The organism is Pseudomonas sp. DC3200b2 (assembly GCF_049895785.1).
GTDB classification, from domain to species: domain Bacteria; phylum Pseudomonadota; class Gammaproteobacteria; order Pseudomonadales; family Pseudomonadaceae; genus Aquipseudomonas; species Aquipseudomonas massiliensis.
The window spans coordinates 436368-449425 of record NZ_JAFCTA010000005.1 but is presented as its reverse complement, the minus strand read 5'-3'; the positions used below and the strand labels follow the sequence as shown (position 1 = coordinate 449425).

Sequence of the window (13058 nt, the reverse complement as noted above, 5' to 3'; positions counted from 1 at the left end):
CAAGGAGTTTGCCGTTCCGTTGTCGCTGGAAGTGGGGCGCATTATAAGGGGTTTCGGAAGGCCGTCAACACTTATTTGAATAAACTTATTCAGCGTTGAGGGTGATGCGAGCGAAGGCCTTCTTGCCTGCCTGGCAGACGTGGGTCGCACCCAGTTCGAACACGAAGGTACGGTCTACTACCTGCCCATCGATGCGAACACTGCCAGCACTGAGCAGGTCACGCGCGGCGGCGGCATTCTTGACCAGGCCCGCCTGATTCAGCACGGCCGCGACCGGCATAGCCTCACCCGCCGTCAGGAGGACCTCCGGAAGATCCTCCGGCAGTTCGCCATCCTTCATACGGTTGCCGGCGCCACGGTGGGCGTTGGCAGCCGCTTCCTCACCGTGGAAGCGAGCGATGATTTCCTCAGCCAGCTTGATCTTGATGTCCCGCGGGTTGGCGCCAGCGGCCACGTCAGCCTTGAACTCTTCGATCTCGGCCATGGAGCGGAAGCTGAGCAGCTCGAAATAGCGCCACATCAGGGTATCCGGCACAGACAGCAGCTTGCTGTACATCACGCCCGGGGCTTCCTGGATGCCTATATAGTTGCCCAGCGACTTCGACATCTTCTTTACGCCATCCAGCCCTTCGAGCAGAGGCATGGTGACGATGTTCTGGGGCTCCTGCCCATATCCGCGCTGCAGCTCACGCCCCATGAGCAGATTGAACTTCTGGTCCGTACCACCCAGCTCTACATCGGCCTTCAACGCGACCGAGTCATAGCCTTGCACCAAGGGATAAAGGAACTCATGGATCGCAATGGGCTGGCTGGTGCTGTAACGCTTGTGGAAATCATCGCGCTCCAGCATACGGGCAACGGTGTACTGAGAGGCCAGGCGGATGAAATCGGCGGGGCCCAGCTTGTCCAGCCAGGACGAGTTGAAGGCGACCTCGGTCCGCGCAGGGTCGAGAATCTTGAACACCTGACTCTTATAGGTCTCGGCATTCTCAAGCACTTGCTCACGCGTCAGCGGCGGACGGGTCGCGCTCTTGCCGCTTGGGTCCCCGATCATTCCGGTGAAGTCACCGATCAGGAAAATGACCTGATGCCCCAGGTCCTGGAATTGCCGCAGCTTGTTGATCAGCACCGTATGCCCCAAGTGCAGGTCCGGCGCGGTCGGGTCGAACCCGGCCTTGATACGCAACGGCTGCCCACGCTTGAGCTTCTCCACCAGCTCGGCTTCGACCAGTACCTCTTCCGCGCCGCGCTTGATAAGCGCGAGCTGCTCCTCGACAGAGTTCATATAACGACCCAAAGGCTGCGATTCAAAAACGCCCAACATACAAGATCGTCACGCCAAACCCAAGCCGCTCGGCGATGTGACTCAGCCCAGGTCTGAAAGCGTCTGGGAAAGCTTGCCTCGGCAGTGAATTGGTTATATTTTAGGCAGTTATTTCATATTCATCATGTCATTCATCTTTTCCAATTCATTTTCATTCTCATTTTTTAAGCCTAAATCTATGACCGACGCCTCTCCCAAAGCGCCGCCCCTGTACCCCAAAACTCACCTTTTGGCAGCCAGTGGCCTCGCCGCGCTTCTCAGTCTTGCCTTGCTTGTCTTCCCATCGAGCGAGGTCGAAGCGAAAAAGACCTCGCTGGCCATCGACCTGGAGCCGCCCGCACAGCTGTTGCAGGACCAGCGCGCCGACACTGCCGATGGTGCCCCGGAAAGCGCCCCCTCTCCCTTCGCCCAGATAGAAGGCGAAACAGAGGCCGATACCACGGCCAGCGAACCCGCCAGCGAGCCAGCCCAGCCGGCAGTAGCGGCCGCCGAGCCCGCCAAACCGGAATTGCATCGCCAGGTAGTGGTGGGTCGTGGAGATACGCTGTCGTCCCTGTTCGAAAAAGTGGGGTTGTCGGCCGCCGAGGCGCAATCTGCGCTGGACAGCGACAAGCAGGCCAGGCAATTCGCCCACTTGAAGAAAGGCCAGGTACTCGAGTTCGAGCTCACGGCTGATGGCAAGCTGCAAACGCTGCATACCAAGCTCTCACGCCTGGAATCCATCCGCTTGCAGCGCAATGCCAGCGGCCATCTTGCCTTCGAGCGCAGCGTCGAAACCCCGGTGATGCGTGCAGCCTATGCCCACGGCACCATCACCAGTTCGCTATCGGCGTCGGCCCAGCGCGCCGGGCTGAGCCATGCCCAGGTGATGGACCTGGCCAACATCTTCGGCTACGACGTGGACTTCGCCCAGGATATCCACCCTGGCGATCAGTTCGACGTGGTCTATGAACAGAAAGTGCTCGACGGGAAGGTGATCGGCACCGGCAACGTGCTTTCGGCGCGCTTCATCAACCGCGGCAAGACCTACACGGCCGTGCGCTATACCAACCGCCAGGGCAACACCAATTACTACACGGCCGACGGCAGCAGCATGCGCAAGGCGTTCGTGCGCTCACCCGTGGATTTCGCCCGTATCAGCTCGCGTTTCTCCGGTGGCCGCAAACACCCCATCCTTAACAAGATCCGCGCGCATCAGGGCGTGGATTACGCTGCGCCGCGCGGCACTCCGATCAAGGCCACCGGTGACGGCAAGGTAATCCTGGCCGGGCGCAAAGGAGGCTACGGCAATACCGTAATCATCCAGCATGGCAACACCTACCGCACCCTGTACGGGCACATGCAAGGCTTCGCCAAGGGCATCCGCGACGGCAGCCCGGTCAAGCAGGGCCAGGTGATCGGCTATATCGGCACCACGGGGCTGTCCACTGGCCCGCACGTCCATTACGAGTTCCAGGTCAACGGCGTGCATGTGGATCCGCTTGGGCAGAAGCTGCCCATGGCAGACCCTATCGCCCGTAACGAGCGCCAGCGCTTCCTCCAGGTCGCGCAACCCCTGATGGCCCGCATGGACCAGGAACGCGCCACTCTCGTAGCGAGCAAGCGCTGAAATGGCGCTCTACATCGGTGTGATGTCGGGCACCAGCCTAGATGGCCTGGACATCGCACTGGTGGAACAAACCGAGCATACGCGCCTGGTGGCCTCGCATTACGTGCCGCTCCCCGAGCCGTTGCGCGCCCAGTTGCTGAGCCTGTGTACCACTGGCGAAGACGAAATTGCCCGCGCGGCACTGGCGGAAAATGCCTGGAGCACCCTGGCGGCCGAGGGAATCAAGCAACTGCTGGCCAAGGCCGACGTTTCGCCAGGGCGGGTTCGGGCGGTCGGCAGCCATGGGCAAACCATCCGCCACGAGCCGGCACGGGGTTTCACCGTGCAGATCGGCAACCCTGCCCTGCTGGCGGAGCGCTGCGGGATTACCGTAGTGGCCGACTTCCGCCGCCGCGACGTCGCCGCCGGCGGTCAAGGAGCGCCCCTGGTGCCTGCGTTTCATGAGTCACTTTTTGGTGGCCAGGGCAATGCCGTGGCAGTGCTCAATATCGGCGGCTTTTCCAACCTGAGCCTGCTGCGCCCTGGCCAGCCGGTACTGGGCTTCGACTGCGGCCCTGGCAACGTTCTGCTCGATGCCTGGATCTACGCCTGCCGCGGCGCCCCTTTCGACCGCAACGGGCATTGGGCCGCCAGTGGCCAGGTGAATGACCGCCTCTTGCAGCGCCTGCTGTCGGACCCTTTCTTCACGGCCACGGGCCCCAAAAGTACCGGCCGGGAAGTGTTCAACCTTCCTTGGCTGCATCGACACCTGAACGCCTTCGAGGGCATCGCGCCACAGGATGTTCAGGCAACACTGCTGGAGCTCACCGCGCGCACCATCACCGAGGCCCTGATCCAGCAAATGCCCTCGCCCGAGGGCGTGTTCGTGTGCGGCGGCGGTGCTCACAACGGAGCTCTGATGGCACGCTTGCAGGCCCTGCTGGATGGCACGCCCGTGGCCAGTACCTCGGCACTGCAGGTAGACCCGGACTGGATGGAGGCCATGGCCTTCGCCTGGCTGGCCCACTGCTGCCTGGAGGGCATCCCGGCCAACCGGCCAGAGGTGACTGGCAGCAAGGGGCCACGAATCCTGGGCGCGATTTACCCGGCATGAACGAAAACGCCGCGCTAGGCGCGGCGCTCCGGGTGGGGCGGATTCAGATCGAGAATGACTGGCCGCAACCGCAGGTGGTGCTGGCGTTGGGGTTGTTGATCACGAAGCGAGACCCTTCCAGGCCTTCCTGGTAATCCACTTCAGCGCCCGCCAGGTACTGGAAGCTCATTGGATCGACCACCAGGCTCACCCCTTCGCGCTCGACAATGGTGTCATCTTCGGCGATTTCTTCATCGAAGGTGAAACCGTACTGGAAGCCCGAGCACCCACCGCCGGTAACGAATACACGAAGCTTGAGGCGGTCATTGCCCTCTTCCTCGACCAGGGTCTTCACCTTGTGAGCGGCACCCTGAGTGAACTGCAATACCGTGGGGGTGAAGGTTTCGACACTCATTTGACTCTCCCGGCGCAAGCCGAAACTGATGCGGAATGGATACATTATCCGCTTCCCCGAGCAAAATGGTCAACAATTGCCCGGCAAGCGCACGCTTCCCCGCTGTCTTCGCGGCTCAGGGCCTCAAGGCATCAAGCCGGCGTGAGCCAGCCCCAGACGCTCATCCAGCCCGAACATGATGTTCAGGTTCTGCACGGCCTGACCCGAAGCCCCCTTGACCAGGTTATCGATCACGGAAAGCACTACTACCAGATCCCCTTCCTGCGGACGGTGCACGGCGATTCGGCACACGTTGGCGCCGCGCACGGAACGGGTTTCCGGATGACTGCCGGCTGGCATCACATCCACGAAGGGCTCATCGGCATAGCGCTGCTCGTACAAGGCTTGCAGGTCCACTGAGCGATCCACGACCGTGGCATAAAGGGTGGCATGAATGCCGCGAATCATCGGCGTAAGGTGCGGCACGAAGGTCAGCCCCACTTCGCCACCGGCTGCACGGTGCAGGCCCTGGGTGATTTCGGGGAGGTGCCGATGCCCTTTCACCGCATAGGCCTTCATGCTTTCCCCTGCCTCGCAGAACAGCGAGCCGACGCTCGCGCCGCGCCCGGCGCCACTGACGCCCGACTTGCAGTCGGCGATCAGCCGCGCTGGATCGGCCAGGCCATTTTCCAGCAGGGGCAGCAAACCCAACTGGGTCGCGGTGGGGTAGCAGCCTGGCACCGCGATCAGACGCGCCGCGCGGATGCGCTCGCGGTTCACCTCTGGCAGGCCATACACGGCCTCGTCCAGCAGGCCGGGCGCGCCATGGGGCTGGTTGTACCAGCGCGCCCATTCGTCCGCGTCCGCCAGGCGGAAATCAGCGGAAAGGTCGATGACCCGAGTGCCGGCGGCCAGCAGTTCCCCGGCCAGGGCGTGGGCCACGCCATGTGGGGTGGCGAAGAACACGACGTCACACGCGCCAAGCGCGGCCGGGTCCGGCACGCTGAACTTCAAGTGATCGTAATGCCCCCGCAGGTTCGGGTACATGTCGGCCACGCAGACACCGGCTTCCGATCGAGACGTGATGATCGCCACTTCCGCCTGAGGATGCTGCGCCAGCAAGCGCAGTAGCTCGACACCGGTATAACCGGTGCCACCAACGATTCCGACCTTGACCATGTACATTACCCGCCTTGAGCGCACCACGTGGAAAACACCCGATGATAGGGGCGCGCAACCCGCGCCACAACTGTCAAGGTGACGTGTCGGCCACGGCGCTCTACTATCGCATCGTCCTAAACCGTGGGAAGCCGACTCATGCTCTATCTCTGGATCAAGGCGCTGCACATCGTGGCGCTGGTGTGCTGGTTCGCCGCACTGTTCTACCTGCCACGCCTGTTCGTGTACCACGCCATGAGCGAAGACACCCCCAGCCGGGAACGCTTCGTGATCATGGAGCGCAAGCTCTATCGCGGCATCATGACCCCCTCGATGCTGCTGACCCTGATTTTCGGAGCCTGGCTGGTGTATCTGAACCCCAGCTGGCTGCAAATGGGTTGGCTGCATGCCAAGGCGCTGCTGGTCGTGCTGCTGATCGGCTATCACCACGTTTGCGGCGCCCACCGCAAGCGCTTCGAGCGCAACGAGAACCGCCATAGCCACAAATTCTATCGCTGGTTCAATGAGATCCCGGTGGTGCTGTTGTTGGTAATCGTCGTGCTAGTGGTGATCAAGCCGTTCTGACCCGTCACTCCTTGAACGGCCTGAAACCCATGAAGCCTGCAGGCCCAAGGCTTTGAGCCCGCGTCCACATACCGTTAAACTGCCGGCATTCATATTGTGTGTGCCGGTATCCCTATGCCTTCCTATGCCCTCGTGACTGGCGCAAGCAGCGGCCTTGGCCTGGCGCTGGCCGAGGCCCTGGCGCGGCGGGGCCGTAACCTGCTGCTGGTTGCCCGCCACCGGGACGACCTCGAGCCCATCGCCATCGAATTCACGCAGCGCTTTGGCGTGGAGGTACTGTTCCGCGCCTGCGATCTCAGCGAGCCCCTGCGCCTCACTGGCTTCCTGCTGGAACTGGAAGAAAGCGGGCAGCGCATAGACCTGCTGGTCAACTGTGCCTCCTTGCGTTCCCAGGGGCATTTCCTCGCCCAGGACTGGTTGCGCGAGCAAGACCTCATCGAGCTGAACATGCTGGCCCTGACCCGCCTGTGCCATGCCATCGGCAACAGCATGGCGGTACAGGGCGGCGGGCAGATTCTCAACGTGGCCTCGCTGGCCGCTTTCCAGCCCGGCCCCTGGATCAGCAGCTACGCTGCCAGCAAAGCCTACGTGCTGCACCTTTCCGAAGGCCTGCGCGAGGAGCTCAGGCAAAGCGGCGTCAAGGTCAGCGTGCTATGTCCAGGCCCGCTTCTCAAATCGGCCGACATGCCCTCCGCCCTGGCCCGCAGCCGGCTTCCTTTGCGCGCTGAGGAAGTGGCCCGGCAGGCCGTGCTGGCCCTGGAGCGCGATCAAGCGCTGATCATTCCAGGCTGGCGTGTACGCTGGCTGTCCCGGGTAGCTCGGGTCGCCCCCCGCTGGCTGGTGCGAAAGACGGCGGCGGCCGCATTGGCGCGCTATACCCGTCCCTGACTATACGGGAAAGGGGCGAAAAACGGCTTGCTTGAGTACACTGATGAGCACGACGACAGGGAGAACCACTGTGGATACGCTGTTCGATAAAATCATTCGGCGGGAAATCCCCGCCAACATCATCTATGAAGATGACCAGGTCATCGCCTTCCACGACATTGCACCGCAAGCCCCGGTGCATTTTCTGGTAGTGCCGAAGAAATGCATCCCGACACTCGCCGACCTTACCGAAGAGGACAAACCCCTGGCAGGCCATATCCTGTTCACCGCCCAGCGGCTGGCCAAAGAGCTGGGCTGTGAGGAAGGCTTCCGCGTGGTAATGAATTGCAATGAGCTGGGCGGCCAAACGGTCTATCACATTCATTTGCACGTGCTTGGCCAGCGCGCCATGCACTGGCCGCCGGGCTAACGCGGCCTCAAGCCCCGTTCATTCATTCCCAGGAGGCATCCGTGGCCAACGATAGACATTACACCGCCCTCGACCGGCTCCTGCTGCAGGCCGACAACGCCGCGCGCACCTTGCTGCCCTTCAGCGGTCAACCCTCACGCCCATCTCCCGCCCTGCTGCAGGCGGACGTGACCTTGGATGAGGCTCAGAGCCGGCACGTGGCAGGCCTGATGCGAGTCAACCATACCGGCGAGGTCTGCGCCCAGGCGCTTTATCAAGGGCAGGCCCTCACGGCCCGTCGCGAGGACATCCGCCAGGCGATGGAGCACTCGGCCAACGAAGAGGTGGATCACCTGGCCTGGTGCGAACAGCGCATCCGCCAGCTGGGCAGCCGGCCGAGCGTACTCAACCCCTTGTTCTATGGCATGTCCTTTGGCATGGGCGCCCTGGCGGGGCTGATCAGCGACAAAGTCAGCCTGGGTTTCGTGGCGGCTACGGAACAGCAGGTGTGCAAGCATCTGGATGAGCATCTGGACAAGCTGCCCGTGGAGGATCAGAAATCTCGGGCGATCCTGGAACAGATGCGCACCGACGAAGCCCACCACGCCCAGGCGGCCCTGGATGCCGGAGGCGTGCGCTTCCCGCTGCCGGTCAAGCTTGGCATGAGCCTGATGGCCAAGGTGATGACCAAGAGCACCTATCGCGTATAAGGCAAGGCGATGCCTCTGCCCCTTGCGAAAAGCCCGTGACCGCGCTGGCCACGGGCCTTACAGGTCAGCCGACGTTACGGCCGTAGAAGATTTCCAGCATTTCGTGCTTGACCCGCTCGGTTACCTGGGCGCGCTGCTCGCCGGACAGGTTGCTGGTCGCGTCGCCAAACAGGTAATTGTCCAGCTCGAACTCCTTGAGCAACATCTTGGTGTGGAAGAGGTTGTCCTGGTACACGTTCACGTCCACCATCTGGTAGGCGCCGCGTGTGTCCTCGGAAAGGTAGTTCTGGATCGAATTGATCTCGTGGTCGATGAAATGCTTGCGCCCCTCGATATCCCGGGTGAAGCCCCGCACGCGGTAATCCACGGTCACGATGTCCGAATCGAACTGGTGAATCAGGTAGTTCAATGCCTTGAGCGGCGAGATCACGCCACAGGTCGACACGTCGATGTCCACGCGGAAGGTAGCGATGCCATCGTCCGGATGGATTTCAGGATAGGTATGTACCGTGATATGGCTCTTGTCCAGATGAGCCAGGATGGTGTCCGGCAACGGCCCAGGCGATTCTTCGATCTGGCTGTCGGTGGGGGTAACGGGCTGTTCGGAAATGAGGATGGTCACGCTGGCGCCCTGCGGTTCATAGTCCTGACGCGCGATGTTCAGGATATTGGCACCAATGATATCCACGACGTCCGTGAGGATCTGGGTCAGGCGAGCCGCGTCGTATTCCTGGTTGATGTACTCGACGTAGGCTTGCTGATCCTGCGGCGTCTGCGCGTAGCAGATGTCGTAGATGTTGAAGCTCAAGGTCTTGGTCAGGTTGTTGAACCCATGGAGCTTGAGTTTGCTTTTCACCGTCTGAAAACTCTCTTTGAATGCGGCCGCGCCGCGTGATCAAGCATGCCCGTCAGGCGCCAGGTGGCGTCTGCGTAGGACGGTTTACACCTCTTCGCAATGGCGATTTTGGTTGTCTAGCCCGGCTTCCCGGTTTCAAGGTCGGCCTTGAAAAAGTGGCGCATTATGCAGACCCGCGCCACCCTGCGCCAGAGTATGGAGCGCTTTTATGATGCCTGGATGTCGGCGGCGCCCAGTTCGACGATCTCGTACTCATGGGTGATATGCACACCGCCGCGGCCTAGCATGATGGACGCCGAGCAATACTTCTCGGCGGAGAGTTCCACGGCACGCTTGACGTGGGATTCCTTCAGGCCGCGCCCTTCCACCACGAAGCGCAGGTGGATGCGGGTGAATACCTTGGGATCTTCCTCGGCGCGCTCGGCATCCAGGAATGCCTCGCAGCGCTCTACAGGCTGACGGGCCTTTTTAAGGATGGCCACCACATCGAAGCTGCTGCAACCGCCCAGGCCGATCAGCACCATCTCCATGGGCCGCACGCCCAGGTTGCGTCCACCACTCTCGGGGGCGCCGTCCATGACCACTGCATGACCACTGCCCGACTCGCCAATGAACATGGCGCCACCGGCCCACTGAATACGTGCCTTCATAACTGGCTCTCCCGTGAAAAGGGCGCCAGCTTAGCACAGCCGTTCGGCGGGGAATCCGGCTCGAAAATGAGACTTGACTCAAGTTATCGGTAGATATCGCGATACATAGGAAGTGCTGTTAAGCTGACGCCAAATTGATGGCAACCCTCACCGCCCTTTATCGTCGATCTGTACCGGAACCTTGCCCATGGTCGCGTCAGCCACCAAGATCACTCATCTCGACAAGCTCTTGGCACATAGCCAGCGGCGTCGCTATGCCGCCAAGAGCAACATCATTTGCGCAGGCGACAAGTGCACCGTTCTGTCGTACATCCTCAAGGGGTCGGTCACTATCCTCATTGAGGATAGCGACGGTCGTGAAATGGTGATTGCCTACCTTAACCAGGGCGATTTCTTCGGTGAGCTGGGGTTGTTCGACCCACCTCATATGGAAGGTGAGCGCAACGCCTGGGTGCGCGCCAAGACAGAATGCGAAGTGGCCGAGATCGGTTATGCCAAGGTTCGTGAACTGGTTCGGCTGGAACCGGACATCCTCTACAGCCTGAGCACGCAGATGGCCTATCGCCTACGGCGAACCACCCGCAAGGTTGGCGACCTGGCGTTCCATGATGTGACCGGGCGAGTAGCGCGCTGCCTCACTGACCTGTGCAAGGAGCCCGATGCCATGACCCACCCTGATGGCATGCAGATCAAGGTTACCCGTCAGGAAATCGGCCGCATCGTTGGCTGTTCCCGGGAAATGGTCGGCCGCGTCCTGAAGGACTTGGAGGAGCGCCAGCTGATTCACGTCAAGGGCAAGACCATGGTGGTCTACGGTACGCGCTGATGCAGTTGTCGTACGGCTGCCAGCACGTCGTCCAAAGCTTCGGACAAAGGCGCGAAGGCATCTACACCCGGGAACCGCTCGGCGAAGGCCAGATGACTGTCCGCTTGGCACCGCTGGGGTAATTCAGCCCCCCGATTGAACGCATTGACGACATCGATCATGGCCTGACGCTGGTCGCTCATCAACAACGCGCCATGTACCAGCACCACTGGGCCGCCCCAGCGCCGCGACTGGCGCCAGCGCTGGGCCGTGCCCACCCATTTGCGACCGTCGAGGTTGACGTTATAACGCCCATCACAGAACGCGCCGGGCACTTCGCCGAGGCTGGCCTTACCGCCGAGGCGAGTCAGTAGGTCACAGAGCGGCTCGCACAAGCGCAGATAGGCTCGCTCCAGACGGTTGAGGTCACCTTCCGCGCGCGGCGCGGCGTACACCAAGGCAACATTCACCGTGGCCGCCGATTGAGGCACTGGCTCGCCGCCCGTTTCCCGCAGCAGCACCGGCCAGCCCAGGTCTTCGGCCGCCGCCGCGCCCTGAGCGAAGGCAGGCAGCCGCGCCATGCGCCGCGGCATCACCAGCGCCTGGTCGGTAGGCTGCCAGAACAGCACCCCATCCTCCCGCGTGCCGTCACAGACCTGGCCCAGCAAGGCGAGCTCCGCCTGCAAGCCTGCCTCCGTGGTCATCCGTTGTACCACTGTCATGGGCAAAGCCTCCGCTTCGAGCGGCTATCAGCCGTTCCTGGGTTACCGACGGGGGAAGAACAAGCGGGCCAATTCATCGCCCGGCTGCTCGGCTCGCATGAAGGCCTCGCCAACCAGGAAACCATACACATCGTTGATTTCCATGAGCTCGACATCGGCCCGCCCGAGGATGCCGCTTTCAGTCACCACCATGCGGTCTCGTGGAATCTTCGGCAGCAGGTCCAGGGTGGCTTCCAGGCTGACCTCGAAGGTATGCAGGTTGCGGTTGTTCACTCCCACCAGCGGCGTGTCCAGGCACGTGAGGGCGCGCTCGAGTTCGGCACCGTCATGCACTTCCACCAGCACATCCAGGCCGGCATCCTTGGCGGCGGCATCGAGCTCGCTCATCTGCCCGTCGGACAGCGCGGATACGATCAGCAGAACGCAGTCCGCGCCCAGGGCACGGGATTCGTAGATCTGGTAAGGGTCGATCATGAAATCCTTGCGGATCACCGGCAGCGAGCAGGCTTGGCGTGCCTGACGCAGGTAGAGGTCCGCGCCCTGGAAGAAGTCCACGTCGGTCAGTACCGAAAGGCAGGTGGCGCCGCCCGCGGCATAGCTTCGCGCGATCTCCGCCGGATCGAAGGCTTCGCGGATCACGCCCTTGCTCGGGGAGGCCTTTTTTACCTCGGCGATCACGGCCGGCTTCTTCGCCGCCCGCTGCGCCAGCATCGCCTGGGCGAAGCCGCGTGTCGGCGCGGCCTCGCGCGCGGCGGCCTGCTGCTCGGCCAGGCTCAGGCGTGCCTTGCGCTCAGCCACTTCCTCGGCTTTGCGCGTGAGGATTCGTTCCAGCACCGTGGGCACGCTCATGCTTCGTTCTCCTGTTTGAATACCGCCGTGAAGGCGCCGAGCTCTTCGAGCTTTTCCCGGGCCAGCCCGGTATGCAGGGCGTCGCTGGCCAAGGCCACGCCGTCTTTGAGGCTGCTGGCATGGTCCGCGGCATAAAGCGCCGCGCCTGCGTTCAGCATGATCATTTCCGCCGCCTTGCGGCCGTTTTCCGTGCGGCGGCGGCCCAGCGCATCCTGGATCAACGCCAGGGAAGCCTGGGGGCTTTCCACGGTCAGCCCATGCAGGCTCTGGCTGCGCACGCCCAGGTCTTCCGGCTCGATGCTGTACTCCAGCACTTCGCCGTTCTTCAATTCGGCCACCGTCGTGGGTGCCGCCAGGCTGAACTCATCCAGCCCGTCCCGGGAATGCACCACCAGCACATGCTTGCTGCCCAGACGGAGCAACACCTGGGCCAGGGGCCGGCACAACGCCGGGTTGAACACCCCCACCACCTGGTGCAGCACGCCTGCCGGATTGGTCAGCGGCCCGATCATGTTGAACAGGGTACGCAAGCCCAGGTCCCGACGCGGCCCCGCGGCGTGCTTCATGGCGCCGTGATGCGCCTGGGCGAACATGAAGCCGATACCGATGCTGTCGATACAGCGTCCGACCTGCGCAGGCGTCAGGTTCAGGTACACCCCGGCCGCTTCGAGCAGGTCGGCGCTGCCGCTCTTGCCGGACACCGCGCGGTTGCCATGCTTGGCCACGGTGCATCCGGCGGCGGCGGCGACCAGGGCCGCAGCGGTGGAAACGTTGAAGATATTGGCGCCATCGCCCCCGGTGCCGACGATGTCCACCACACGGTCCAGGGAGCGAAGCTCCACTCGCCCGGCGAGTTCGCGCATGGCCGATACCGCCCCGACGATCTCGTCGATGCTTTCGCTTTTCATGCGCATACCCATCAGGAAGGCGCCGATCTGGGCTTCGGTGCATTGGCCGGTCATGATCTGGCCCATGACCACGCGCATTTCATCGGTAGTGAGGTCCAGCTGGCTGACCACACGGCCGAGGGCTGTCTTGATGTCCATGA

At 62.4% G+C, this 13058-nt stretch carries 15 protein-coding genes; 7 read left to right on the top strand and 8 right to left on the bottom strand.

What is annotated here, in order from left to right; genetic code table 11:
- Positions 1-85: 85 nt before the first annotated feature.
- A complete protein-coding gene (gene tyrS / locus ACP691_RS17230; protein WP_426151142.1) occupies positions 86-1285 on the bottom strand; it encodes a tyrosine--tRNA ligase in 1200 nt (399 codons plus the stop codon).
- A 217-nt stretch (positions 1286-1502) separates the two neighbouring features.
- Here tyrS and ACP691_RS17225 point away from each other — a divergent pair, with 217 nt between their 5' ends.
- Together ACP691_RS17225 and ACP691_RS17220 are read left to right on the top strand one after the other, a co-directional pair.
- On the top strand, positions 1503-2933 hold the full coding sequence (locus tag ACP691_RS17225; protein WP_426151144.1) for a peptidoglycan DD-metalloendopeptidase family protein: 1431 nt from the start codon (positions 1503-1505) through the stop codon (positions 2931-2933).
- A 1-nt stretch (position 2934) separates the two neighbouring features.
- Complete coding sequence (locus ACP691_RS17220) at positions 2935-4026, top strand: anhydro-N-acetylmuramic acid kinase (protein WP_426151146.1); 1092 nt, start codon at positions 2935-2937, stop codon at positions 4024-4026.
- A 43-nt stretch (positions 4027-4069) separates the two neighbouring features.
- On the opposite strand, the gene erpA is transcribed toward ACP691_RS17220, so the two are convergent.
- Entirely contained in the window at positions 4070-4420 is a 351-nt protein-coding gene (gene erpA, locus ACP691_RS17215) for an iron-sulfur cluster insertion protein ErpA (protein ID WP_426151148.1), read from the bottom strand.
- 123 nt (positions 4421-4543) lie between these two features.
- Positions 4544-5578: an N-acetyl-gamma-glutamyl-phosphate reductase gene (gene argC, locus ACP691_RS17210; RefSeq protein WP_426151150.1), complete on the bottom strand. Its 1035-nt coding sequence runs from the start codon at positions 5576-5578 to the stop codon at positions 4544-4546.
- Positions 5579-5716: 138 nt separating this feature from the next.
- Between argC and hemJ the strand changes: the two genes are divergently transcribed.
- The 4 genes from hemJ to coq7 all read left to right on the top strand — a co-directional run bounded on the left by hemJ (position 5717) and on the right by coq7 (position 8128).
- Positions 5717-6142 carry a protoporphyrinogen oxidase HemJ gene (gene hemJ, locus ACP691_RS17205; protein ID WP_040259835.1) on the top strand — a complete coding sequence of 142 codons (426 nt, stop codon included), beginning with the start codon at positions 5717-5719 and terminating at the stop codon, positions 6140-6142.
- Between the two features lie 114 nt (positions 6143-6256).
- On the top strand, positions 6257-7030 hold the full coding sequence (locus ACP691_RS17200) for an SDR family NAD(P)-dependent oxidoreductase (RefSeq protein WP_426151153.1): 774 nt from the start codon (positions 6257-6259) through the stop codon (positions 7028-7030).
- Between the two features lie 70 nt (positions 7031-7100).
- Entirely contained in the window at positions 7101-7439 is a 339-nt protein-coding gene (locus ACP691_RS17195) for a histidine triad nucleotide-binding protein (protein WP_426151155.1), read from the top strand.
- Positions 7440-7480: 41 nt separating this feature from the next.
- Complete coding sequence (coq7, locus tag ACP691_RS17190) at positions 7481-8128, top strand: 2-polyprenyl-3-methyl-6-methoxy-1,4-benzoquinone monooxygenase (RefSeq protein ID WP_426151157.1); 648 nt, start codon at positions 7481-7483, stop codon at positions 8126-8128.
- Between the two features lie 64 nt (positions 8129-8192).
- On the opposite strand, the gene speD is transcribed toward coq7, so the two are convergent.
- Complete coding sequence (gene speD, locus ACP691_RS17185) at positions 8193-8984, bottom strand: adenosylmethionine decarboxylase (protein ID WP_426151159.1); 792 nt, start codon at positions 8982-8984, stop codon at positions 8193-8195.
- Positions 8985-9190: 206 nt separating this feature from the next.
- Positions 9191-9634, bottom strand: a complete 444-nt coding sequence (locus ACP691_RS17180) for an OsmC family protein (RefSeq protein WP_426151161.1) — start codon at positions 9632-9634, stop codon at positions 9191-9193.
- Between the two features lie 187 nt (positions 9635-9821).
- On the opposite strand from ACP691_RS17180, the gene crp reads away from it, so the two are divergent.
- The gene (crp, locus tag ACP691_RS17175) at positions 9822-10460 is read left to right on the top strand and encodes a cAMP-activated global transcriptional regulator CRP (protein ID WP_426151163.1); all 639 of its coding nucleotides are present in this window, start codon (positions 9822-9824) and stop codon (positions 10458-10460) included.
- Here the strand turns inward: crp and ACP691_RS17170 are convergent.
- From ACP691_RS17170 to trpD, 3 genes are read right to left on the bottom strand one after another with little or no spacing between them, the layout of a single operon-like run.
- Positions 10445-11161: a lipoate--protein ligase family protein gene (locus ACP691_RS17170; RefSeq protein ID WP_426151165.1), complete on the bottom strand. Its 717-nt coding sequence runs from the start codon at positions 11159-11161 to the stop codon at positions 10445-10447. The genes crp and ACP691_RS17170 overlap by 16 nt on opposite strands.
- Positions 11162-11203: 42 nt before the next feature.
- The gene (trpC, locus tag ACP691_RS17165) at positions 11204-12010 is read right to left on the bottom strand and encodes an indole-3-glycerol phosphate synthase TrpC (RefSeq protein WP_426151167.1); all 807 of its coding nucleotides are present in this window, start codon (positions 12008-12010) and stop codon (positions 11204-11206) included.
- Positions 12007-13056: an anthranilate phosphoribosyltransferase gene (gene trpD, locus ACP691_RS17160; RefSeq protein WP_040259822.1), complete on the bottom strand. Its 1050-nt coding sequence runs from the start codon at positions 13054-13056 to the stop codon at positions 12007-12009. Before trpD ends, trpC begins: the two co-directional genes overlap by 4 nt.
- Positions 13057-13058: the final 2 nt, after the last annotated feature.